This window comes from Bacillus shivajii (assembly GCF_020519665.1).
GTDB lineage: Bacteria > Bacillota > Bacilli > Bacillales > Salisediminibacteriaceae > Bacillus_CA > Bacillus_CA shivajii.
This window is the reverse complement of the sequence record NZ_CP084703.1, coordinates 1,323,926-1,347,116: the sequence shown is the minus strand read 5'-3', so window position 1 is coordinate 1,347,116 and position 23,191 is coordinate 1,323,926. Positions and strand designations below refer to the sequence as shown.

General features: G+C 37.9%; 23 protein-coding genes. 3 read left to right on the top strand and 20 right to left on the bottom strand.

Annotation, left to right across the window (positions count from 1 at the left end; translation table 11 throughout):
* Positions 1-15: 15 nt before the first annotated feature.
* A complete protein-coding gene (locus LGQ02_RS06495) occupies positions 16-1,017 on the bottom strand; it encodes a LacI family DNA-binding transcriptional regulator (RefSeq protein ID WP_226517393.1) in 1,002 nt (333 codons plus the stop codon).
* A gap of 165 nt (positions 1,018-1,182) precedes the next feature.
* Between LGQ02_RS06495 and LGQ02_RS06490 the strand changes: the two genes are divergently transcribed.
* Entirely contained in the window at positions 1,183-3,174 is a 1,992-nt protein-coding gene (locus tag LGQ02_RS06490) for a S9 family peptidase (protein WP_226517392.1), read from the top strand.
* A gap of 224 nt (positions 3,175-3,398) precedes the next feature.
* On the opposite strand, the gene LGQ02_RS06485 is transcribed toward LGQ02_RS06490, so the two are convergent.
* On the bottom strand, positions 3,399-3,644 hold the full coding sequence (locus LGQ02_RS06485) for an HPr family phosphocarrier protein (protein WP_226517391.1): 246 nt from the start codon (positions 3,642-3,644) through the stop codon (positions 3,399-3,401).
* Positions 3,645-3,809: 165 nt separating this feature from the next.
* Here LGQ02_RS06485 and LGQ02_RS06480 point away from each other — a divergent pair, with 165 nt between their 5' ends.
* On the top strand, positions 3,810-4,442 hold the full coding sequence (locus tag LGQ02_RS06480) for an NUDIX hydrolase (protein WP_226517390.1): 633 nt from the start codon (positions 3,810-3,812) through the stop codon (positions 4,440-4,442).
* On the opposite strand, the gene LGQ02_RS06475 is transcribed toward LGQ02_RS06480, so the two are convergent.
* From LGQ02_RS06475 to mtnN, 3 genes are all read right to left on the bottom strand, one after another.
* A complete protein-coding gene (locus tag LGQ02_RS06475; protein WP_226517389.1) occupies positions 4,439-5,926 on the bottom strand; it encodes an MDR family MFS transporter in 1,488 nt (495 codons plus the stop codon). The two genes, LGQ02_RS06480 and LGQ02_RS06475, sit on opposite strands and share 4 nt — an antisense overlap.
* Before the next feature lie 766 nt (positions 5,927-6,692).
* Positions 6,693-6,935, bottom strand: coding sequence for a YrhC family protein (locus tag LGQ02_RS06470; RefSeq protein ID WP_226517388.1), 243 nt, complete (start codon positions 6,933-6,935; stop codon positions 6,693-6,695).
* A gap of 664 nt (positions 6,936-7,599) precedes the next feature.
* Positions 7,600-8,301, bottom strand: a complete 702-nt coding sequence (mtnN, locus tag LGQ02_RS06465) for a 5'-methylthioadenosine/S-adenosylhomocysteine nucleosidase (RefSeq protein WP_226517387.1) — start codon at positions 8,299-8,301, stop codon at positions 7,600-7,602.
* 128 nt (positions 8,302-8,429) lie between these two features.
* On the opposite strand from mtnN, the gene LGQ02_RS06460 reads away from it, so the two are divergent.
* Entirely contained in the window at positions 8,430-8,642 is a 213-nt protein-coding gene (locus LGQ02_RS06460; protein WP_226517386.1) for a DUF2536 family protein, read from the top strand.
* A 139-nt stretch (positions 8,643-8,781) separates the two neighbouring features.
* On the opposite strand, the gene LGQ02_RS06455 is transcribed toward LGQ02_RS06460, so the two are convergent.
* The 15 genes from LGQ02_RS06455 to alaS all read right to left on the bottom strand — a co-directional run bounded on the left by LGQ02_RS06455 (position 8,782) and on the right by alaS (position 23,183).
* Positions 8,782-9,507, bottom strand: a complete 726-nt coding sequence (locus tag LGQ02_RS06455) for a YrrS family protein (protein WP_226517385.1) — start codon at positions 9,505-9,507, stop codon at positions 8,782-8,784.
* A 98-nt stretch (positions 9,508-9,605) separates the two neighbouring features.
* On the bottom strand, positions 9,606-10,778 hold the full coding sequence (locus tag LGQ02_RS06450) for an ABC-2 transporter permease (protein WP_226517384.1): 1,173 nt from the start codon (positions 10,776-10,778) through the stop codon (positions 9,606-9,608).
* Positions 10,779-11,954, bottom strand: coding sequence for an ABC-2 transporter permease (locus LGQ02_RS06445; RefSeq protein ID WP_226517383.1), 1,176 nt, complete (start codon positions 11,952-11,954; stop codon positions 10,779-10,781).
* On the bottom strand, positions 11,938-12,813 hold the full coding sequence (locus LGQ02_RS06440) for an ABC transporter ATP-binding protein (protein WP_226517382.1): 876 nt from the start codon (positions 12,811-12,813) through the stop codon (positions 11,938-11,940). The genes LGQ02_RS06445 and LGQ02_RS06440 overlap by 17 nt, the downstream gene beginning before the upstream one ends.
* Position 12,814: 1 nt before the next feature.
* A complete protein-coding gene (locus LGQ02_RS06435) occupies positions 12,815-13,192 on the bottom strand; it encodes a GntR family transcriptional regulator (RefSeq protein WP_226517381.1) in 378 nt (125 codons plus the stop codon).
* Positions 13,193-13,398: 206 nt separating this feature from the next.
* Entirely contained in the window at positions 13,399-13,869 is a 471-nt protein-coding gene (gene greA / locus LGQ02_RS06430) for a transcription elongation factor GreA (RefSeq protein ID WP_226517380.1), read from the bottom strand.
* A gap of 410 nt (positions 13,870-14,279) precedes the next feature.
* Positions 14,280-14,915 carry a uridine kinase gene (gene udk / locus LGQ02_RS06425; RefSeq protein WP_226517379.1) on the bottom strand — a complete coding sequence of 212 codons (636 nt, stop codon included), beginning with the start codon at positions 14,913-14,915 and terminating at the stop codon, positions 14,280-14,282.
* A gap of 1 nt (position 14,916) precedes the next feature.
* Positions 14,917-16,194, bottom strand: a complete 1,278-nt coding sequence (locus LGQ02_RS06420) for a peptidase U32 family protein (RefSeq protein ID WP_226517378.1) — start codon at positions 16,192-16,194, stop codon at positions 14,917-14,919.
* Between the two features lie 12 nt (positions 16,195-16,206).
* Positions 16,207-17,136 carry a peptidase U32 family protein gene (locus tag LGQ02_RS06415; protein ID WP_226517377.1) on the bottom strand — a complete coding sequence of 310 codons (930 nt, stop codon included), beginning with the start codon at positions 17,134-17,136 and terminating at the stop codon, positions 16,207-16,209.
* On the bottom strand, positions 17,136-17,813 hold the full coding sequence (locus LGQ02_RS06410; RefSeq protein WP_226517376.1) for an O-methyltransferase: 678 nt from the start codon (positions 17,811-17,813) through the stop codon (positions 17,136-17,138). The genes LGQ02_RS06415 and LGQ02_RS06410 overlap by 1 nt, the downstream gene beginning before the upstream one ends.
* Before the next feature lie 122 nt (positions 17,814-17,935).
* Positions 17,936-19,048 (bottom strand): endolytic transglycosylase MltG, encoded by a 1,113-nt coding sequence (gene mltG / locus LGQ02_RS06405; RefSeq protein ID WP_226517375.1) that lies wholly within the window; start codon positions 19,046-19,048, stop codon positions 17,936-17,938.
* A gap of 367 nt (positions 19,049-19,415) precedes the next feature.
* Positions 19,416-19,715: a DUF1292 domain-containing protein gene (locus tag LGQ02_RS06400; RefSeq protein ID WP_226518237.1), complete on the bottom strand. Its 300-nt coding sequence runs from the start codon at positions 19,713-19,715 to the stop codon at positions 19,416-19,418.
* 27 nt (positions 19,716-19,742) lie between these two features.
* On the bottom strand, positions 19,743-20,156 hold the full coding sequence (ruvX, locus tag LGQ02_RS06395; protein ID WP_226517374.1) for a Holliday junction resolvase RuvX: 414 nt from the start codon (positions 20,154-20,156) through the stop codon (positions 19,743-19,745).
* A 2-nt stretch (positions 20,157-20,158) separates the two neighbouring features.
* The gene (locus LGQ02_RS06390) at positions 20,159-20,425 is read right to left on the bottom strand and encodes an IreB family regulatory phosphoprotein (RefSeq protein WP_226517373.1); all 267 of its coding nucleotides are present in this window, start codon (positions 20,423-20,425) and stop codon (positions 20,159-20,161) included.
* 121 nt (positions 20,426-20,546) lie between these two features.
* A complete protein-coding gene (gene alaS / locus LGQ02_RS06385; RefSeq protein ID WP_226517372.1) occupies positions 20,547-23,183 on the bottom strand; it encodes an alanine--tRNA ligase in 2,637 nt (878 codons plus the stop codon).
* Between the last annotated feature and the right edge of the window lie 8 nt (positions 23,184-23,191).

Sequence of the window (23,191 nt, the reverse complement as noted above, 5' to 3'; positions counted from 1 at the left end):
CTCCTTGATTTATTTCTATAATGTACGAACTGTTTGTCTCTTGTATATATTGTGTGAAATAATAAAGTTCGACACGGTTTCCTGTTGCTTTCTTTGTTGAATCATCATATCAACGGCGCGTTCTCCCATATCCATGAGCGGTTGTGAAACGGTTGTTAAAGGCGGTATTGCCATTTCAGCTGCTTGCGTATTGTCATACCCTATTACAGACAAGTCATGAGGAATGCGAATCCCTTTTTCATAAGCGACAGATAAAACACCTATTGCCATTTCATCACTTGTTGCAAATACAGCACTAAAACGTTTACGTTTTTGCATTAACTTTTCCATACATCTTTTTCCCGACTCAAAACGAAAGTTCCCATATTCAATTAAATCAGGATTCACCTCAATATCGTGGTCCTTCATCGCTTGCATAAAACCATCTATCCTTGGTTTTCCTGCAATTGGGTCGTCTGCACTACCACTCACAAGGGCTATCTCCTTATGTCCTTGCCCGATTAAATATGCCGTTCCATCATAGGCAGCTTGTACATCATCGACTTTTATATAAGGAAAAGAAAATCGCATCGATTTTGTAGAAACTAAAATGACCGGACACATAAATGTTTGAAGCATATTCCCTTGTTCGGTTGACATTTCTTCACTTGCATAAATGATCCCATCGACTTGCTTTTCTTTTAACACTTGCAAGTCATCGACAGCACGTGAATCAGATGAGTTTAAATGACAAACTAACACACTGTAATTTTCCGCATTCGCTCGTCGTTCAATCCCTTCAAGCAACCTCGAAGCATATAAACCAGACACTTTCGGAAGAAGAACCCCAATCGTTTTCGTTTCCTTTCCTACTAACCCTCTAGCTAGTGCGTTTGGGGTATAGCCTAAATCTTCAATCACACGTACCACTTTGTCTTTCGTTCTTTGAGAGTAACCAGATTGTTCGTTAATAATTCTAGAAACCGTCGCGATTGAGACTCCTGCTTTCTTCGCAACGTCTTTAATGGTAATCGACATAAATTGTCCACCTTTACGTAAACGTTTACTCTTCTAAAGTTATCATAGAAAAAAAGCGTTTTCAATCATCTTTTTATTTCGAACTTCGAAGTTTTCTGTTAAAATTAATTGAAGGTTCAGATATTTTAAATATGTAGAGTCAATACATAAGGGGGAGAATGACATATGAAAGATAAACGTGCAATCACGATCGAAGACTTGAAAGAGATTAACGTTTTAAATGAACCACAACTTTCACCTGATGGAACGAAAGTATCTTACGTTCGCCAATTCATTAATGGGGAAGACGAGTATACGTCACACTTATTTGTTAAGCAAGTTGACAGCCCTGAACCAGCTTCACAGTGGACATTCGGCAAAGGACGAGTCGCCAATCCTCGTTTTTCTCCAGACGGAAAACACCTTGTCTTTGTTTCTATGAAAGAAAAAACAAAGCCTCAACTTTACTTACTATCATTAGCTGGTGGTGAAGCAAAGCCGATTACCGAACTTGAAAACGGCGCGTCTCAGCCCATTTGGTCTCCGGACAGCAACAAGATTCTATTTACAACTTCGTTTGAAAAAGGGAAAAAACCTAATGATGAAGCAAAATCGTCCGAGAAAAAAGACGATAAACCGGAACCACTTGTTGTAGAACGATTAAAATATAAATCAGACGCTGCTGGTTTTCTCGACAAGAAAAATAAACAGCTTGCAGTATACAATGTAGCAGACGATGACATTCAATTTTTAACAGACGATGAATTCGATCATGAACCTTCAAGCTGGTCTCCTGACAGTCAATCCATCGCCTACTTTTCAAACAAACAAGGTGATCACGAAATCATCTCGGATATTTACGTACATGATTTCGAAACAGGAACGTCGGAAAAAATCACAAATAGTAAAGGTGTCTTTACGTTCGGGGTCTTCTCACCAGACGGTGAAAATATCGCTTATTACGGTCATGAAAAAGAGTATTCTGGTGCGACACATAACAAATTGTGGATTCAAAACCTTAAAGACCAGTCAAGAGAATGCTTAACGAAAGACTGGGATATTCACATCACAGATGCAGCAATTGGTGATGTTCGCTCCGGACACCCGAACCCAGGCCCTGTTTGGTCTAAAGATGGTCAAGAAATTTATGTGACAGCAAGTACAAACGGTTCAACAAACTTTTACTCTGTAAAACGAGATGGTACCGTTGAGGAACGCTTTACAGGAACACACCAAGTTTTCGGTTACAATGTGAATACAGAGAAAAACATTGTTGTGCTTGGCGTAAGCACTCCTACTAATCCAGGAGAGCTATACTTACTAACACTTGAAAATAATGAAGTAAAACAACTAACAAATGTGAATGATTCTTGGGTTGAAGACGTTCACGTTCAAGAACCGGAAGAATTTTGGTGTAAAGCATCTGATGGTTGGGATATTCACGGTTGGGTATTAAAGCCTTATAATTTTGAGGAAGGAAAAAAATATCCGACAATCCTTGAAATTCATGGTGGACCTCATGCTATGTATGCCAATACATTTTTCCATGAAATGCAATTATTAGCAGCTCAAGGCTATGTCGTCATTTATTCGAATCCACGTGGTGGCCACGGCTACGGTCAACATTTTGTTGATGCGTGCCGAGGTGATTACGGTGGAAAAGATTATGAGGATATTATGAGTTTCGTTGATGCAGCAATTGACCGTTATGAGTTCATTGATGAAGACCGCCTCGGTGTAACTGGAGGTAGTTATGGTGGGTTTATGACAAACTGGATTGTCTCTCATACGAACAAATTTAAAGCGGCAGCAACGTTACGTTGTATTTCAAACTGGATTAGCTTCTACGGAGTAAGTGATATCGGCTATTTCTTTACAGAGTGGGAAATTGGCGCAACATTTTTACAAGATCCAGAAAAACTATGGAAACACTCTCCGTTAAAATATGTTCAAAATATCGAAACACCTCTTCTTATTTTACACGGGGAAAAAGATTACCGTTGTCCGGTTGAACAAGCCGAGCAATTGTACATCGCACTTAAGCAACAAGATAAAGAAACTCGCTTCGTCCGTTTCCCGAACGCGAATCACGAGTTATCACGAAGCGGCCCTCCATACTTGCGTTATGCAAGACTGGAAGAGTTAACGAACTGGTTTGATAAATATTTAAAACAATAGTTTTTTTATGCTAGCTGGTTACGTCGATTGTCGTCTATTCAGCTAGTTTTTTATTTTGAGTGTTACCCAATGCTTTTGTAAAGTATGGTCTACCAGGTATGGACCAATCTGGTATCAACCTACCTGGTACATCACTTTTGGTATTTACACTCCACCCTGGAAACTACAATTCAGAATAAAAAACTGCCCTCCAACGGAAGACAGTTGCTTTAACTATATATTGTTCATGAACGGTCAAACAATCCAAGCTCTACAATTTCATCTAAAAACGCTTCACTTGTTTCTCCCTCAAAAGTAATTTCTACTTTTTCACCTGGTTGTAGAGCTAACGCTAATACGCCAAGCAAACTTTTGGCATCAACCACCCAATGATCTTTTTTAATTAAAATCGTCGTAGAATACTGGCTCGCGCTGTTTACAAACTGGCTTGCTGATTCGGCAAAGATTGGCTTTTTTACTGTAAGTTGCATAACGATCCCTCCCTTTTATCCTTTTATTATATTTGGTCATAAATATAAATACAATGCTATCTGTTGTGTCTGTTTTACGAATTTATTATAAAATCACTTTATTTTCCAAACATGACGTAGTTTTGCTATCATTAACATGAATGAGTGAAAAGGAGTTGTCATACTTTGGGAACGAAAAAGCCAACTTGGAGTCATTACTTTGAAACAAGGAAAGCAAATATATTAGATATAGAGAAATTTCGGCGCTTCGCCCTTTTCGTGCCGTTTATTCAAAAGAACGGAGAATGGCACATTCTTTTTGAAGTAAGAGCGCAAAACGTGCCCCAGCCAGGGGACGTCTGTTTTCCAGGTGGAAAAGTTGATGCTGACGATCCTACAGAAAAGGACGCTGCTATTCGAGAGCTATGTGAAGAGCTCGGTGTGAAAAAATCAAATGTTCATCTCATCGGAGAACTCGATTATATGCTTACTGCATTTGGCCTTATTCTTTATCCATACATTGGTGTTCTTGATGAAGACGCGTCATTTAACATAAATCAAGATGAGGTAAAAGAAATTTTCACCGTCCCGCTGTCTGCGTTAAAAAAAATGGAGCCGAAAAAACATCACGTGTATTTAAAAGTAAAACCAGAAGACGAGTTCCCTTTCCACCTCATTCCAAACGGGGAAAATTACGAATGGCGAACTGGTGTCGTGAATGAACAATTTTATGGATACGACGGCTATACAATTTGGGGCTTAACCGCTCGGATATTAACTCATGTTCTAGAAGAAATTGAGTTATCAGAAAACAATTAACTCACTTCTTTACTCGTTTTTGGCATCGAAAAAATCAGGGTAAAGCTTATTACAGCAAAAATAAAGACGCCGATATACACACTGTTTAATGAAAATGTTAACCCTTCTTGGATGAATTGTCTTTCTACATCCGTAAACTGCTCTCTACCTACGGGATCGAGCATCATATTGACGACATCTAAAGAGGGGGTAATATTTATGCCTTCACCGTTTTCCTCTAAATATTGTTGCATGCGACTATTTAAAACACCGCCGAGAAGTGCGACGCCAAGCGCACTTCCTAATAGTCTCATAAACATATTCGATGCCGTTGCAACGCCACGCATTTTCCATGAAACACTGCTTTGAATACTAACAATAAATGTCGTTGTCGTAAAACCCATTCCTCCACCGATAAAAAACGATCCTAGCCCTGCCCATATTGGATGTTGAACGATAGGTAGTGTTAGAAATAAACTAGCACCGATCATTAAGCTGAATGCCCCTAACATCGCTGTTTGTCTTGATCCTTTTTTTACAACCCACTTACCTGCTAATGTTGAAGATATTGGCCAGCCTACGCTCATCATCGTTAACGTAAAACCAGCAATTATTGCAGGTTGATCTAAAACAATTTGCACGTATGTCGGCAAATAACTAGAAACACCAATGAGAACTGCCCCTAATGTTAGCGAGGCAACATTTGCAATTGCAATGAGCCGATGCTTCCATATGGAAAGCGACATGACTGGGTCTTCTGCTCTCGTTTCTTGCCATAAAAATAAACTAAGTGAAACAGCAAAGACTGCAAATAAAGATAAAATTTGTGGTGAATCCCAGTCCCATTGAACTCCACCTTGAATAAAAATCACCATAAGAGCACTGACACATACTAGTAATATGCCAGATCCAGCGTAATCAATAGATGATTCTCGTTTTTCAACTTGTTCATGCAAGTAAATGAATACACCTGCCATCGCAATAAGTCCAAATGGGATGTTGATGAAGAATACCCACTTCCAATGCATAAACTCTACGATAATTCCACCGAGCACTGGTCCTAGAATTGAAGAAACTCCCCATACACTTGCAAGGTAACCTTGTATTTTCCCCCTCTCTTCTTTCGTGTAAATATCACCGATGATCGTTGTCGCGATTGGCTGGACCGCTCCTGCACCTAAACCTTGAATAAAGCGACTCATGATTAAAAATTCAATCGAAGGTGCTAGTCCACACATGATCGAACCAATTAGAAAGATCGTGACTCCAATTGAAAAAACTCGTTTTCTCCCAAAAATATCAGAGAGTTTTCCGTAGATTGGAATTGTCACGACTTGCATAAGTAAATATGCCGAAAATACCCAACTGAACAGTGCAAAACCGCCCAAGTCAGAAACGATACTCGGCATAACTGTTGCCACAATCGTTCCTTCGACTGCAGCCATAAACATCGCCAGCATGACAGCCGCAAGAACAAGTGACCGTTTCGTCTCTTTATTTGTCATCACATTCACTCCATCCACACAAACCAATCGCCTCTATTATAGCAATGACCTAGTAAATGGAAAATTATTTCTCTCCTGAATCCGTGATGGTAGGTGTTAATATGCCATCCATCTACTCACTTTCCGTGGGCGAACCGCGAGCTTTTCCCGCAGGAGTCTCGTGATTTTTGAAAATCAACAATGAAGATTAACAGAGCCTACTTTTAAAACAATCGACACTATCATTTCCACTATCTGCACAGATAGTAAAGGGAGGGATGTTATTACTTTAGAATAACGAATTGATTCTTTTAAAAAAGAGATCCGTATCTCATTCTTACTTTGACAAAGAATGCCGAGATAAGATTTGATGACATCACTATTCATTATGGCTAGAACTGATTTTATATCAGGAACTTTTAATTCATTCATACGAATAGTGAGATCCGTTTTAGATGAGGAGGCTGAAGCATTGCCCGCGGCAAAGAAGACACAGTGAATGCAAGCGAAGGGAAGCAAGAGCGGATGTCGCACTTGTGCCTAGAGGTGAAAGCATCCGCCAGTAACGGACTCAAGTATTAATCCAACAAAGTTAAATCGAAAGATTATTAAGGTTGTTACAAAGTATAAATTATTTCATCACGGATTCAGGTCTCTTTCTTAATAGCATCTACCAATTCCCCCCCCATCGCTACCTAACATTATCCAATTATATCCAGTTGACTGACACCTAGATATAATTGGAATATATACAATAAAAAACACTCACTTTTTAAGTGAGTGCGTGTTAGGAGGCTTCTTCTTCGTGGATCAGTCTTTGAATATTCATTGCTTGACGGTGAAAGAAAAATGAACCGATTAATAAACCACCTACTAAAGCCATTAATAATCCTTCTTGACCTGCTACTGCTTCGTTCCCTGGTAAAACCATCCCTAAAGCCATGAAGCCACTTATTGCAAGTAATATATATGCAAAACGTTTAAAGTCAGCAACTTTAAATTTTAAATCTTGAATTTTTTTGTCAGTCATACTAATCCCACTCCTTCTTTGAAGTAGTTGTTATATCAATCTATGAATAGTATAACATGCCTATAATAGGTTAAGAGGATGTAATTGTTGCCACATTTACCAGGGGGGAAAATCTACATATATTTATTCTCTATTTAATTTCACCTGTGATTTATGTGAATCGAACATAAAAGAGAGTGATATGGATTTTAATGTTAAAATAAGGATATAAAGCACTTATAAAAAAACTGTACGTAAAGGGATGGGAAGATTTGTTTAAGAGGGAAAGGCGGTTGGTTGAATGAAAAATAAAGTGTTATTTTTAGTATTGTTCATCATTCTATTATTTCTATCATCTTATATTTACGGATATCTTTATTACTATATGATGCCTTGGAAGGCGAATAATTTCACTTCAATTATTACTGTTCTGGTCTATTTCCTAGGTATTGTTCCATTTACAGCATTTTTATCAGATAAATTCTTGAAATACTACTTAAGACAAAACTACATTGTTAAAGATTAAAAATATAGGAAGTTGGTTAGTAGTGGGAGCTTTTGATGCTCTTGTTAAACAAACAGGTACGTTCATTGCAACATAAAAAAGACACGGGAGCTCCATGCCTTTTTGATTTGCATTTGTAAATGTTATGTGATTTCACTATGAGGTTTCTCATTTGCCCATTTAGTGGGATTTTCGCAATTCCTCAAGCATAAGAAGAACCATTTTTGCCGAGTTGACAGAAGCTTTTTTCAAAAATTGATCGTAAGAGACTTTCGCATCAGAGCCTGCAATATCAGATAACGACCGAATAATAACAAACGGGCATTGAAACTGATAACACACTTGTGCAATCGCTCCTGCTTCCATTTCTGAACAATGAGGGTCGTTAAATTGCTCACGAATAAATTCAACACGGTCATGGTCACTCATAAATGAATCCCCTGATACGATTAACCCTTTTACAGAATGAATCCCGACCTCTTCTGCACAATTTTCTGCAACCTTCATCAACGTTTCATTTGGTTCATACGATGCCGGCATTCTAGGAACTTGCCCAAACTCATAGCCAAACACTGTCGCATCTACATCATTATATCGTACCTCAGTTGAGATAACGATATCTCCAACTTTTAAACTTTGATGGAAACCACCAGCAGAACCTGTATTAATAATATAATCAGGTTGATAAAGCTGATTCATTAACGTTGTACAAATTGCTGCATTTACTTTTCCGATCCCAGACTTTGATAAAACAACGTCGACACCTTCTAGTTTTCCTATAAAAAACTCACAACCACCAAGAACTTGTTCCTCAGGCTCACTCATCTTTGACTTTAATAACTCAACTTCTTCTTCCATTGCACCAATAATTCCTATACGCATTACCCTTACCTGCCTTTACTATGAAAATCTTCCTACCTTATCATAGCGAAACAAATCAGTAAGAACAAGCTCAACTTTTCAATTCTGCTTTTTTGCTTTAAAATATCTAGCGAAAGGATGTGTTATCTATGATTATCCATACAGATCATTTAAAAGATAAAGTTGAATTTTTCGAAGCCAAAAGTATTGAAGAACTGGAGAAAAAAGTTACTGAGAAAATCGAAGACAACCAGGCAATTATGTTAGAAGTTCACCATGTTTCTCACCAAGTAAACGTTGATCCCTCAACAGGACTGAAGCATTATTCAGCGGTTGTACATTTTAAGGCAAAGAATTCATAGCGCTATTCACTTAGGCGTAGGCGTTTTTCCTTTTCATGACTTCTAAGGACACCCCTCCCAAGTGAACAACAATCCAATGATAAAAAAAAAGAGGCTATCTCTTTGTGATAAGCACTTAGAGACTGCCTCTACTTTAACTTTAGTTATAAGGATTATGATCTAATTTTTCAACAGATACAGGCATCCAACCCTCGTTTTCAACCCATTCTAACCTGACTTTATAAGGTGTATCTCGGTCTTCATAGTAGCTTACCGTTCCAATAGCACTTTGGTGATCTCCACCATTTCTAATGCGCCAAGTGATCATATCATCATTTAAGTTCGTCGCATATTTAATTGCTTGAATCATCTCTTTCCAGTTAACATGATCTTCATCATAAACAGCTGAAAATGGTTCTTCTTGTACAGTTCCGATTGGTCCCCACTCGCCTTCACCGATAATTGTTTCTGCTGGTGAATCATTCTCCTCATTAGAACCATTCGTTGCTTCTTCGTCACCATTCACTTCATTCTGATCTGAATCATTATTGTCATTGCCTGATTCTACCTCGTTGTTATTATTAGCGTCTTCTGATTGATTTGTACTTGAATCGCCTTCGTCCGTAGCAGATTCTTCAGTTGAATCTTCGGTTGTCTCATTCGTTTCATTCGAATCATTTAGCTCATCGTTATTTTCTTCTTCCGTTTCTTCCTGACTAGACCCATCAACCATCGCTGGCTCTGACCCTCCACCAAAAAAGAGCGAAGCACTAAAGAAAATAATAGCCGCAACAACAAGACCGATCGCACTATTTAAAACAAGGTTCATTCGACGTTTCTTTTTCATATCAGTACGACGTGTTTGATAGTTTCCGTATTGACTCATCTATGAAAATGCCTCCTTTATAAAGCTTACCCATTTCTTAATCTATATTATAGATCATCCATTGATAAATTTCGAGACTTGTTACTAAAGTATGTCCGTCAGGAGTCCGATAATGGCAAAGTTACTTCTTTTTGTAGTACTCGACTCTGAACCTTAACAAATACTTGATTCTCATCGATCTCTAGTAAGTATTCTTCAAACTTTTCTTTTGAACCAATCACATTTTCTCGAAAAGATCTTACAAAATATAAGTAACCATCACCTCGTTTTTGTTCATCCACGCGAAACCAAGAACCTGTATTAAATTTATCTTGACCTTGGTCATGGCTTGGGTGGAATGGCAGTACAGACCCTCGTAAATCATAGTGGAATAACTCACGGATAAAAGACTCTTCTGGGACCCTTATGATAAAGTCATAGGAAATTGAATGGTGGCCAAAGTCCGAATCGTCTCGAATTGGCTCAACTTCTAAGGACACAAATTCTATTGATTCAATCACATTTATAAATTGCCGTTCTATAAGCTTCTCTCCAACAAGTGGACCTGTAACAAACATAAATGTTACTCCTAATAAGATTAAGGCAATTGACCATCTCTTTTTATTCAATCTTTTTTCACGATATACAAGGGTTGCCGTGTACACCGAAAATGGGATTAACAATACCATTAATAGTAACAGCCCTAATGCAAATGGCTCAAAAATGTAACTTCCTAATACTAAATAGGATTCATTGTAATACATTTGAGGAGCAATAATGATATACATGTACCAAAAGAACACAATAAATATAATTACCCAACCGATTGGACCACGCCCGAATCCATAATAAATTGGGATGTAAATGACCATAATTAAGGTGACAGCTTGTAACATGATATATAACGGTGTTAATTGGTTCATTAATAATGAACCTTCTCCTATCACTATTACCGGTAGAAACAAGATAAGTAAAATAACCGTAATATACCCGCTTAAAAAAACAATAACTGAACAATACCTTGCTAAAACTAACTTCACATCAGAAATGGGGAGCTGTTTCATCCTGTTTAACACACGATCTTGCTCTTCTTCAGCTAATAGGAGGTTTATAAAGTGAAAGCTCATAACAGCTATAACGAAGGCTGGAATACTCATATAACTGTTGCTTCTCGTAATATCCCCTGTAGCAATCGTAAAAGCAACATAAGCAACTGCAAGTATGATACTTGTTACCAGAGCCCCTCGCCTTCTTGTTAGTCGGTTTAAATCATGTAAGAGTAATGCCTTCAATTACATCCCCTCCTTTGATAGACGAAATGAATCATTTCCTAAAAAAGGGCTCGTTACCTCAAACTCAATTTTGCCCCTCTCTAACATTCCTTGGACTTCTTTAACTTCAGAATTAGTTAACAACTGAGGAAACTCCATTTCAAACATTTGAGAATGTAACTCAGGTTCATATACAGACCATTCCACTGAATCACGAGCGCGTAATGAAAATGTTACTCGTGTTGATTGTGTATACCGTTCTGTTTCTTCAGGTAAAGTCATTGTAATCCAAGTATTTGACTTCACATGATAATCATTGATGATAGGTTTTACATCTACTCGAATCAATAACTGATGTTTTTCAGACGGAGTTTCATATGTTAAATAATCGATTGATTCAATATGCAAGCGAGATAGTTCATCTTGAACTTCTGTTATTGTCTCTGACACCGTGCTACTAATTGAAAATGAAAATATGATACTCATACAAACAGGAACAAGTACAAGGGGCATAGTCACTACTTTACGCATACGAGATAATTGATTAATCCATAATGAAATAAAAAGTGATACAAGTAAAAGAAATATAGATGAAATGAGCAAATTTGTACTCAATTTCTCACTAAAGTTAATTGGTACATTTACACCGTCATAGAACTGGTTAAATAAGAGCTGTGGCACTGCCATTAAAAGAACCGCCCACGCAATAAAGGCAATTCTCATCGCCCATGCAGCGTGCCGGATCGATTTTGCAAAATAAAACGGTAAATAAACAGCAATCGATAACACAGTAATGTTCACAATAACCCCAAGCGATTCGATTGCTACATCAGATGGTCCTCTTATTACAGATGTCTTGTAGAAAACGAACGTCAGTAGTGCATTTAAAACGATTACTGAACTTAAAATGATCAGGCTTGATACATATTTCGAAAAAACAATCATTGACGGTTTCACAGGTAGTTGAACAAGCCGGGCTTTTACACCATTTATTTCTTCTGCGTTACACATATGTGCTACTAAGTTAAAGGTAATAAAGGCAGATCCGATAAATGGAAAAATTAAAAAGTTCGCATCACGAAATCCTGAGCTAATATGAAAATAAATCATCAACCCCCAAGCAACAATAAACATTAAAATGACGGTTAATAAAACATTTTTAGTACTTTTTAAATCTTTTTCAATGAGAGCCCTCAATTGGGTTCCCCCCTTTTTCAACGACAAAAAAGAATAAATCATCTAATGATGGCGGTCTCATAACCGCTTCGTTCGGTAAGTCATCACATTCAGATGACGGTAAGATTCCCTTTAATTCCACATCGGATTTTACGACGATGGCTGATTCGGATAAGTTCTGTTCATTCGTTGTCGGCGGCAAAGAAAAAAACGTAAACTCCTCTTTTAACTTTTCTACTTCCCCTTTAAGGGATAGGTTTCCATTTTTCAAAAAGAGAACATAGTCGCATATTCCTTCAACATCTTTTGTATAGTGAGTCGATAAGATAACTGTTTTATCTCCGTCTTCAATATAAGCTTGTAATAAATCAAAAAATTGCTGTCTTGATATACTATCTAATCCATCTGTTGGTTCGTCTAATAGGACGAGAGACGGCTTATGTGCTAAACCTAATATAAGGTTCAACTTCATTTTCATCCCTTTAGAGAGTTCGTGAATTTCATTTAGGCGGTGGATTTGAAATACATTTAACCAATAATTGACCCATTCATTGTCCCAGTTGCTATAAAAACTTGAAACAAAGTGAATGGATTGCTCAACTGTGTAATCACTATACATTTGTATCTCATTGTTAATATACGTCATCTTTGTACGAATCTTTGGATCTAAAAAGTCAATCGATTCCTGTTCAAACTGAACGTCACCTTGATCAAACACGTTAATACCACTCATCCCTTGAAGCAATGTCGTTTTTCCAGCACCATTTCTACCTATTAATGCAATTAATAATCCTTTTGGGATCTGTAAAGTTATCGGACCAAGTGTAAATCTCCGGTAAGAACGAACCACATCTTGTAACGTCATCATTGAACCTTCCATGCTAATCCCTCTCCTTCAAAACTTTGTTAATGAGCTCTTTCATTTCCTCTTCAGATAAGTTGAATGTCCTACCAAACTCAAAAAGCTCATTTGCTTTATCAATAAACTTCTGTTTATTTTTTTCATGTATATTTGAACTGTCCAACTCTTTAACAAATGTACCTTTTCCTGCTCTTGTATAAATGTATCCTTCATTCTCAAGCTCCTGATACGCCCTTTTTACTGTAATCACACTCGTTTTCGCCTCTTTTGCAAGCTTACGGATTGAAGGAAGTTCTGTACCTGCTTCAAGCGTTCTATTTAAAATAGCTTTCATAATTTGATCCTTCACTTGTATGTATAGCGGTCTTGAATCTTCGTCATTAAGATGGATCCACATCCAGTGCGTTCACCCCCAACTCTAGTCTGCGCACATATACTGTGTATAACGTTTATATACAGTATATGACCAGTATACACAGCTGTCAATATAAATTTCCATTTAAAACCCAAGCGCCAGTCACCTGGAATTAATTTTTAATTATTCACAATAAAAAAGACCACAGGGGCTGGATAGCCTCTGTGGTCTTACGTGTTCTATTCGTATTATTGTACTTCTGTAATTTCAACTTCCATGTCTCCACCTGGTGTAGATACATTAACACGGTCACCGATTGTTTTCCCCATTAAACTTTGAGCCATCGGAGAATCATTAGAGATCTTGCCTTCTATTGGGTCAGCTTCAGCACGTCCAACAATTGTATACTCTTCTTCTTCACCGTCTGGAAGTTCTTTAAATGTTACTGTTTTACCTAATGAAACAATAGAAGAATCTGAATCTTCTTCAATGATTTCTGCATTACGAATCATTTTTTCAATTTGGTTGATACGGCCTTCAACAAAAGCTTGTTCCTCTTTCGCAGAATCATACTCTGAGTTCTCTGAGAGGTCTCCAAAGTCTCTAGCTACTTTTATTCGTTCTACGACTTCTTTACGTCGCTCCGTTTTTAAATATTCAAGCTCTTTTTCTAATTTCTCTTTACCCTCTAAAGTCATATAGTGTTTTTCTTCTGCCATGATCTTTCACTCCTTCGGACGATTAAATACCATTATAGAATTCGAACTAATTAAGCAAATTCCTTCAATTGTTTGTGCCATTTAAAAAATTTAAATGATGAGCACACGTTAACGCTTTCATCTCACTTTTTTAAGCATGTTTAGCGACAGCTTTGAATGAAACGGTTTTGTTCAACCATATGACACTTCGCACGAAATAAGAATCATTTAATTCTTTTGCAAAGTATATAGAAAAAATTGTAAGTATGCAAACTTTATAACTGCTTGCCCATTAACAAAAGACATAAATATAAATAAATGGTCAGCATCTTTCCCCATTTATAGGAGACAATTTAAGATGCTGAACCAAGTTCATTTCTATACTAGTCAAAACCATTTCTTCCAGCTTTTTTCTCGCTCCTATTATGCTATTACAAAATTGATTTTTGTTCAAGAATCGTTTTTACTTTTGTCACTAATAAATCAATAGCCACATGGTTATGGCCACCTTCTGGAATAATGACATCAGCATAACGCTTCGTTGGCTCAATAAATTGTAAATGCATTGGTCGTACGACAGATGTATACTGATCAATTACTGAATCTATTGTACGACCTCTTTCACGTATGTCACGCATTAGCCTGCGAATAATTCGTACATCCGCATCCGTATCAACAAACACTTTTATATCCATTAAATCACGTAATCGGTCATCTTCTAAAATAAGAATGCCTTCTAAAATTATAACATCCCGTGATTCAATAAGTTCAACATCGTCAGAGCGCGTATGATTTGCATAATCATAAATTGGCCTTTCAATTGCTTCTCGATTCCTTAACTTTGCTAAATGCTCTAAAAGCAAGTCATTGTCAAATGCTAGCGGGTGGTCATAATTTGTTTTTAACCGCTCTTCCATCGGTAAGTGAGTTTGATCTTTATAATAAGCATCTTGTTCAATTTTTAATATATCTTGATCTTGAAATTTACAGTAGATTTCGTTAGCAACGGTTGTTTTACCAGAACCAGAGCCACCTGCTACTCCTATAATGACAGGCCTTTTTTCCATTTTATAATGCTTCCTTTCTCATCATGTTGTTCGCATAGACAGGCTTGTCAACCTTAAACTTCACAATTTGTAATGGGTGACGTGCCGCGTCAATCTCTTCTCCATCTTCATCCCAAAGTGTATCAACCTTCTGTGTGAAGTTTTCTATTTCCGGACCGAAAAATTCAACTTCATCGCCAGGGCGGAAATGGTTTCGCTGTTGTAATGTCACTATTTGAGTGTTTTCGTCATATGATAATACAAGCCCTGCAAAGTCATAGCTTGTCTTTTGACTATGATTTTTAAACATTTGTTCTTTATATCCTGGTGTATTTTCGAAAAAGGCTGGAGCTGTCGGACGATTTGCGCACTTAGCAAGCTCCTTAACCCACTCAGGGTCAATCTTAAAGTTGTCTGGGTCAGCACAATATGCATCGATCACTTTACGGTAAACACTCACAACAGTTGCTACGTAGTGAATGGACTTCATTCGCCCTTCCACTTTTAAACTGTCAATTCCTGCTTCAACGAGCTTAGGAATCGCTTCAATTAAGTTTAAGTCTTTTGGTGACATCGCAAATGGTGCATCATTACCTTCAAATAAGGCGACTTCATTCACACTATCACCTATTTGATCTTCTTCTGTATATAAGAAATAATCCCAACGACAAGATTGACAACAGCCACCTCTGTTTGAATCACGAGCCGTCATATGATTACTTAAAACACAACGACCTGAGTATGAAATGCACATTGCTCCATGAATAAACGTCTCAATTTCAATATCGACGTTCTTCTTCATTTCAAGCATCTCTTGAAGACCGACTTCACGTGCTAAAACAACACGCTCAAGCCCTTCTTCTTTCCAAAACTTCACTGCTTGCCAGTTTGATAACGATTGTTGCGTCGATAAATGAACTTCTAGTTTTGGCGCAACTCGTTTACACGTTTCGATAATGAGCGGATCAGCGACGATAATTCCAGAAACACCAACACGCTCTAAGTCTCGAAGGTATTCTTCTAATCCATCCATGTTTTCATTATGAGCAAATATATTTGTTGTTACATAAATTCTTGCACCATATTTATTTGCAAACTGCACGCCTTCTGCCATTTCTTCAATTGAAAAGTTATCTGCATTTGAACGCAAACCGAATTCTCGACCACCAATAAAAACAGCATCTGCCCCATAATGGACAGCAACCTTCAACTTCTCGAGGTTACCAGCTGGTGCCAATAGCTCTGGCTTCTTTGTTATAACACGTTTCCCTTCTTCTGTTCTAGTTGCTACTTGCTGCATATTGAGCCCTCCTTAATACACCGTTTCTTTGAAAAAGAATCCCGTATCAATGTCACGGTTTGGCGGCTGGATCGCCTTTATTTCTCTTACAAAGTCTTCTTTTTTTCCTTCGTACGCATCCGAATCTTCGATATATAAATCGATCGCTTCTCTGTAAAGTGCTGTAATTCTCTTTAAATATTCACCATCTTTTAAGATGCCGTCAATTTTAAAAGAATCAATCCCTTCATCGATCATTTCTTCAAGCTCATCGATAATACACATATCTTTCGGGCTCATAATATGTGTTCCATTCTTATCTTCCCAAATTGGATATTTTGCTTCACGTTCAGGATCATGTAGGAAGAGGCTGCGATCTTTACTACGTCCCTCCACCTTTAAATCCTTTCCTTGAAACTCCATGTAGTTTCCTAAGAGCATACGCTTTGATTGAAACATACAAGTCATACCATGAACTTGTACTTCAACTTCCACTTCAGCTTCGTCTTTAATTTCAACAATGGAATCCATATTTAGTTCTCGGGCAAGCACAGCACGTTTAGCACCTTTTCTTCCCCAATAGTTTGCAGAATACCAGTTCGTTGCAGTCGTCTCTGTATTCCAGTGAAGCTTCATATTTGGAGCGTGCTCTCGTACGTTCATTAAAACAGCTGGATCCCCAAAAACAATGGCATCGACGTTAACACGGTCTAAAAATTGAATATAATCAGGTAATAACGGTAACTTCTCATTATGAAACAGAGCATTCATCGCTACATAAACTTTTGCTCCTTTACCGTGAGCAATATAGACAGCTTTTTCGATATCTTCACGAGGAAACTCCCCAGCAAGACGAAGACCAAATTCTTCTTCTCCAATCATCAATGCTGTTGCACCAGCATCAATTAACGGTTCTATATCTTCAACACACGTTGGTGTCACAAGTAATTCTGGCTTTTTCATTAGTTTCCACCACCTATGATGTTTTCTTTCTCCTCTTTTTTCACACTTACCATAACGCCATCACCAACCGGATAGATCATTGATGAAAAACGTTCATCTGTCATTAAGCGCTCATTAAACAATTTTAACCTCTTTACCATCTGTTTCATTCGTTTATTCTCTGGTAGTTCGCTTTCAGCAACCATCCCTTTAAATAAAATGTTATCTGAAATCACTACACCACCGATATTTAATAACGGCTCATAAAGGTCAAAAAAACGTTCATATTGTCCTTTTGCAGCATCGATAAAAATCGCATCAAATGTGCCAAGTTCAGTTGCTTCTTTAATAAGGTGTAAGGCATCTCCAGAAAGGACAGTAATTTGTTTTTCCATCTGCGCTTTACGAATGTTTTCTTCAGCTATTTTCAAACGTTCTTCATCACGTTCAATCGTCACAATATGAGCGTTTGGACAGCTCTTAACCATTCTTATTGCAGAATATCCAATTGCTGTACCAATCTCCAGTATTTTCTTCGGCTTATGAATCTCTAACACCTGTAACATCATAGCCATTCCAGTTGCTTCCATAATCGGCACGTGATGCTCGCTTGCATAACGCTTCATTTCTTCTATATGGGAATCATTTGTTTGCAAAAAAGATTCAATATACGATTCCGTAAGTTCATGTTTTGCCATAAAAAAAGCGCCTCCTTTGGCTGCTTTTAGAATAGTACCTGTTTCTTTGTATAATTGACCGATATATTTTAACATAAAAATAAAGAGAATGCGAATATTGACGCATTCTCTTTATTTCATTTTTAGTCACGGTGTTGCTCTAGTACTTGTTGGTGTTCAGAATATGTTTCTGAGAAGTATACTTCACCATCTGCAGCGTGATAGAAGTATAAATAACTATGTTCAACTGGCTGTAACGCTGTACGAATCGATGCAGCCCCTGGATTATTAATCGGACCTATAGGTAATCCAGAAATCTGATACGTATTATACGGTGAATCAATTTCTAAATCTTCATATAACGTACGAGAGATATGCTCACCATGTGCATAAGCAACTGTAGGATCCATTTGTAAAGCCATTCCAATGTTTAAACGATTATGGATCACTCCAGATATAATCTCTCTTTCTTCATCGTTTCTTGCTTCCCCTTCAATAATGGATGCAATCGTTAAAATTTCATGATAGCTCATGTCGGATCCTCCAGCATTGTACTCCTCAAGAGTCGCAGCAGTTCGATCTAACATTGCTTGTATAACTTGTTCTGCGGTTACTTCTTCTTCAACAAAATCATATCTTGCAGGGAAGATATAACCTTCAAGAGGCCAGCGAATGTTCTCATCTAAAATCGTCTCACTTAGCATCGTATAGCGTTCAATGAGAGACTCTAAATATTCTTCGTCATGAACAAGTTCAACAAGCTCTTCTTTTTCTAAATTCGTTTCATTAGCAATACGTTCAGTTACTTCTTCTAACCAACGTCCTTCTGGAATTGTAAATGTAAGCTGATATTCCTCGTAGATCGTTCCTTCCTTCAATTCATCAATGATTTCATCCATACTCATCGACCTTGAAAGTTCATAATCTCCCGCTTGGAATCCGTCTTCATTTTTATATCTTACGTAATAACGAAACATGGATCCACTACTAACAAGATCATGTTCCTCAAGGATAGACCCAATTCTTGTGCTCGTAGAACCAATTGGAATCTCCACTTCAATCATTTCTTCATCACTTTCATCTACAGGTCCAATTGCATTCACTACATATTGATACGTCGCATAGGTTGCTCCTGCGATCGTTAATAATATGACGAAAAAACAAATAAGCACAATCTTTCTCACAAGGGATGCTTCTTTTTGTCTCTCTATTAATTTTGATTCATGTTTTTGTTTATCATTCGTTTTATCAGTCAAGTTGACACTTCCCCCTTTCACCCAATCTATTATACACTATTTGCTAAAAAAATTGGGGACTTGTCGAACGGTGGAATAGATTTTTTATTTTAAGCTCTCAGAAAATAAGTTTAATAAGTCATTCGCTTCTGTCCACCCGCTTTCACCACAAGGCGCAAGTGCAACATCCGTTCTTGCTTCACTTCGTTTTCATTCACGGTGTCTTCTTTGTAGTATATCCATCGCCCACTGGAAAAACGCTATACCTTTGGCATGCCCGGCATTAGGACAACCTTTTTCCTTCATTGTTTCTGAATCTATATCATTTTTTTAACGTGGAAAACCCCAAAGCGTTTAACTAGCTTTGGGGTTGAAAGAGTCGCTCGATTTACTCTTCGTCTTCAGTGAATGTATTTAAAAGCTCTTCGACCATGTTCCATTCCTCATCTGACTCAATTGGGTAAAGAGCTAAGTCTTCACCTTCTGGTTCTTCGTAGCGGAATGCATGAACTTCGATTTCATCGTCTTCAGAATCATTAGATCCTTCTGGTGCAAGTACCATGTATGAATGACCTGTTGCATCGACATCAAATGTGAATAACACTTGGAATAAGTGCTCTTCTCCATTTTCATCTGGAATAACAATGCGGTCATCATCTTGTGGTTGGTGAATTTCAGGCTTTGACATCATGTCTGCCTCCTTCTTTTGACTGTGTTATTTTGAATCTAAGTAACCTTGCAAGATCATAACAGCCGCCATCTTATCAATGACTTTTTTCCGTTTCTTGCGGCTTACATCTGCAGAAACAAGCATTCTCTCTGCTGCAACAGTAGAAAGACGCTCGTCCCACATTTTCACTTCTAATTTCGTACGTTCCTTTAACTTATCAGCAAACTGTTGACACAATTCACCGCTGGGACCAATTGTACCATTCATATTTTTCGGAAGTCCAACAATTATAGTACTTACCTCATACTCTTTTATTAATTCATCTAAACGTTCAAAATCACGTTCATCATTATCAGAGTCACGTTTAATCGTTTCTACGCCTTGAGCTGTCCAGCCTAACGCATCACTGACGGCAACGCCGATTGTTTTCGTTCCAACATCTAATCCTAAAACTTTCATAACTACTCCTTTGGCTCTTGCGCTAGGTAAGACCTTACTAGCTCTTCAATAATTTCATCCCGCTCTATTTTCCGAATCAAGCTTCGCGCATCGTTGTGGCGCGGAATATACGCAGGGTCGCCTGACAGTAAGTAACCAACGATTTGATTAATCGGATTGTACCCTTTCTCCTCTAGTGATGAATAGACGGTAAAGAGGACATCTTTTACATCATCATCCATAGAGTCATCGTTAAAGTTAAATTTCATCGTATTGTCCATTGAACTCATGACACACACCTCACTCTAGAATTGAAAGAAATGGTACAGATAAATCGAAGAATAAACTAGGACAAGCTTACTACGTTCACTTTTATCTTCTTGTCCCATATTGTACACGAATTTCCTTCAATTAGTAATCGCTTTTTAATAATTCATACACAACATTTAATGCTTCATCTAGTTGATCTGGATTCTTACCGCCTGCTTGAGCCATATCAGGACGGCCTCCCCCGCCACCCCCGCAGCGAGTCGCAACTTCTTTAACAATTTTCCCGGCATGATGACCTTGTTCAATTAAATCTTTTGACACACTCGTCACTATGCTTACTTTTTCATTGTTAACAGAAGCTAGTACGAGAATACCTGATTCTAACTTTCCTTTCAAAGAATCCGCCATTTGTCTTAGTCTGTTCATGTCAGGGACATTCACTTTTTTCACTAATACTGGGACTCCTGCTACATCTTCTACTTCATTTAATACATTCCCTGCCTCAATTTGGCTTAACTTCGCAGATAATGATTCATTTTCACGCTCTTTTTCTTTTAACTGCTTTTGTAACTGTTCAATGCGAAGAGGAACATCATTTAATTTTGCTTTTAATTGGCTTGCAGCTTCTTTTAAAACATCGACTTGGCCATTCATGTATTCATACGCTTTTTTACCTGTAACAGCTTCGATACGTCTTACACCTGCACCAATCCCTGCTTCAGAAACAAGCTTAAAGAGACCGATTTCCGCTGTATTGTTTACATGACATCCTCCGCAGAGTTCTAGGCTATAATCACCAACTTGAACGACGCGAACCGTATCACCATACTTTTCACCGAAAAGTGCCATTGCCCCCATTTCTTTTGCTTGCTGCAAGCTCTTAAACATCGTATTCACTTGAATACCAGCCCACACTTTTTCGTTGACAATCGCTTCAATTTTTTCCATCTCTTCTTCACTGACTTGACCGAAATGTGAGAAGTCAAAACGTAGACGATCTTCACTTACTAATGAACCTGCTTGGTTCACGTGATCACCTAATGTATCTTTTAAAGCTTGGTGAAGTAAGTGAGTCGCTGTATGGTTTTTAATGACACCTTTTCTGTTTCTTTCATCAACTTTTGCAGAAAAAGCCATGTTTGTTGTAACAGAACCTTTTTCTACTTTTACTGTATGAAGGTTTTGCCCATTTGGAGCTTTTTGTACATCCTCCACGCGAAGTAGGGCTTCGTCATTTTTTAAAATTCCTGTATCGGCAATTTGTCCACCGCTTTCGGCATAAAATGGTGTACGGTCAACAAAAATTTGTACAGTGTCACCTTCATTAGCGATATTGACACTTTCTTTATCCTTTACAATGACTTTCACGACAGATGGGATTTCCATGACGTCATATCCGACAAATTCACTTTCTTCTGTAATGCTGCCGAGAATTTCATCTTGTGTTTGCATGGACCCTGACTCTTGGCGCGCAGCTCTTGCACGTTCACGCTGTTTTTCCATCTCTTTTTCAAAACCTTCTCGGTCAATGTTTAAACCTGCATCTTCTACGTATTCTTCTGTTAAATCAACAGGGAATCCGTACGTATCATACAACCGGAAAACATCTGTACCCGCGATCGTTTCACGAGATTCTGCTTTAGCTTTGTCCATCACACGGTTTAAAATCGCAAGCCCCTCATTTAATGTTTCATGGAAACGCTCTTCTTCATTTTTAATGACCTTTTGGATAAATTCAGCCTTCTCGTTTACTTCCGGGTAAAAACCTTTCATAATCTCCCCTACAACCGGAACGAGCTCATACATGAATGGACGCTCAATATCAATCATTTTCGCATAACGAACAGCACGTCGAAGGAGTCTTCTTAATACATAACCTCGTCCTTCATTTGAAGGGAGTGCTCCGTCAGAAACGGCAAAGGAAACAGTACGAATATGGTCAGCAACAACTTTAAATGCTGTGTCTGTTTCATCGCTTTTACCGTATTTAGTATTTGAGACTTTCTCTGTTGATTGAATGATCGGCATGAATAAATCTGTATCAAAGTTCGTTTTTGCATCTTGAATGACTGATACCATTCTTTCAAGCCCCATACCTGTATCAATGTTCTTTTTTGGAAGTGGTGTATAACTTCCGTCTGCATTATGGTTGAATTGAGAGAAAACAAGGTTCCAAATTTCTAAATGTCGTTCATTCTCTCCACCTGGGAAAAGCTCAGGATCATTTTCATCATTCCCGTATGCTTCACCTCGGTCATAGAAGATTTCTGTGTTCGGTCCACATGGTCCCTCACCAATATCCCAAAAGTTTTCTTCTAAACGAATAATACGTTCTTTCGGTAAGCCAATTTCATTATGCCAAATGTCGAACGCCTCATCGTCTTCAGGGTAAATCGTAACTGCCAGCTTCTCTTCGTCAAAACCGATCCACTTCTCACTCGTTAGAAATTCCCATGCCCAATGTATCGATTCTTTCTTGAAGTAATCTCCGATAGAGAAATTACCAAGCATTTCAAAGAATGTGTGGTGTCTTGCTGTTTTCCCTACATTTTCAATATCGTTTGTACGAATTGATTTTTGTGCGTTAGCAATTCTCGGGTTTTCAGGAATTACACGACCATCAAAATATTTCTTTAATGTTGCAACCCCACTGTTGATCCATAAAAGAGATGGATCTTCATGTGGTACGAGTGAAGCACTCGGTTCAATATCGTGCCCCTTTTCTTTAAAGAAATCTAAAAACATTTGTCTTACTTCAGCAGAACTGAGTTGTTTCATAATCATTT

Bases quoted from the DNA above. Each gene is read 5' to 3' on its own strand.
- LGQ02_RS06495 (WP_226517393.1), bottom strand. From the start codon at position 1,017: ATGTCGATTACCATTAAAGACGTTGCGAAGAAAGCAGGAGTCTCAATC.
- LGQ02_RS06490 (WP_226517392.1), top strand. From the start codon at position 1,183: ATGAAAGATAAACGTGCAATCACGATCGAAGACTTGAAAGAGATTAAC.
- LGQ02_RS06485 (WP_226517391.1), bottom strand. From the start codon at position 3,644: ATGCAACTTACAGTAAAAAAGCCAATCTTTGCCGAATCAGCAAGCCAG.
- LGQ02_RS06475 (WP_226517389.1), bottom strand. From the start codon at position 5,926: ATGACAAATAAAGAGACGAAACGGTCACTTGTTCTTGCGGCTGTCATG.
- LGQ02_RS06470 (WP_226517388.1), bottom strand. From the start codon at position 6,935: ATGACTGACAAAAAAATTCAAGATTTAAAATTTAAAGTTGCTGACTTT.
- mtnN (WP_226517387.1), bottom strand. From the start codon at position 8,301: ATGCGTATAGGAATTATTGGTGCAATGGAAGAAGAAGTTGAGTTATTA.
- LGQ02_RS06460 (WP_226517386.1), top strand. From the start codon at position 8,430: ATGATTATCCATACAGATCATTTAAAAGATAAAGTTGAATTTTTCGAA.
- LGQ02_RS06455 (WP_226517385.1), bottom strand. From the start codon at position 9,507: ATGAGTCAATACGGAAACTATCAAACACGTCGTACTGATATGAAAAAG.
- LGQ02_RS06440 (WP_226517382.1), bottom strand. From the start codon at position 12,813: ATGGAAGGTTCAATGATGACGTTACAAGATGTGGTTCGTTCTTACCGG.
- LGQ02_RS06435 (WP_226517381.1), bottom strand. From the start codon at position 13,192: ATGTGGATCCATCTTAATGACGAAGATTCAAGACCGCTATACATACAA.
- greA (WP_226517380.1), bottom strand. From the start codon at position 13,869: ATGGCAGAAGAAAAACACTATATGACTTTAGAGGGTAAAGAGAAATTA.
- udk (WP_226517379.1), bottom strand. From the start codon at position 14,915: ATGGAAAAAAGGCCTGTCATTATAGGAGTAGCAGGTGGCTCTGGTTCT.
- LGQ02_RS06420 (WP_226517378.1), bottom strand. From the start codon at position 16,194: ATGCAGCAAGTAGCAACTAGAACAGAAGAAGGGAAACGTGTTATAACA.
- LGQ02_RS06415 (WP_226517377.1), bottom strand. From the start codon at position 17,136: ATGAAAAAGCCAGAATTACTTGTGACACCAACGTGTGTTGAAGATATA.
- LGQ02_RS06410 (WP_226517376.1), bottom strand. From the start codon at position 17,813: ATGGCAAAACATGAACTTACGGAATCGTATATTGAATCTTTTTTGCAA.
- LGQ02_RS06400 (WP_226518237.1), bottom strand. From the start codon at position 19,715: ATGTCAAAGCCTGAAATTCACCAACCACAAGATGATGACCGCATTGTT.
- ruvX (WP_226517374.1), bottom strand. From the start codon at position 20,156: ATGAAAGTTTTAGGATTAGATGTTGGAACGAAAACAATCGGCGTTGCC.
- LGQ02_RS06390 (WP_226517373.1), bottom strand. From the start codon at position 20,425: ATGAGTTCAATGGACAATACGATGAAATTTAACTTTAACGATGACTCT.
- alaS (WP_226517372.1), bottom strand. From the start codon at position 23,183: ATGAAACAACTCAGTTCTGCTGAAGTAAGACAAATGTTTTTAGATTTC.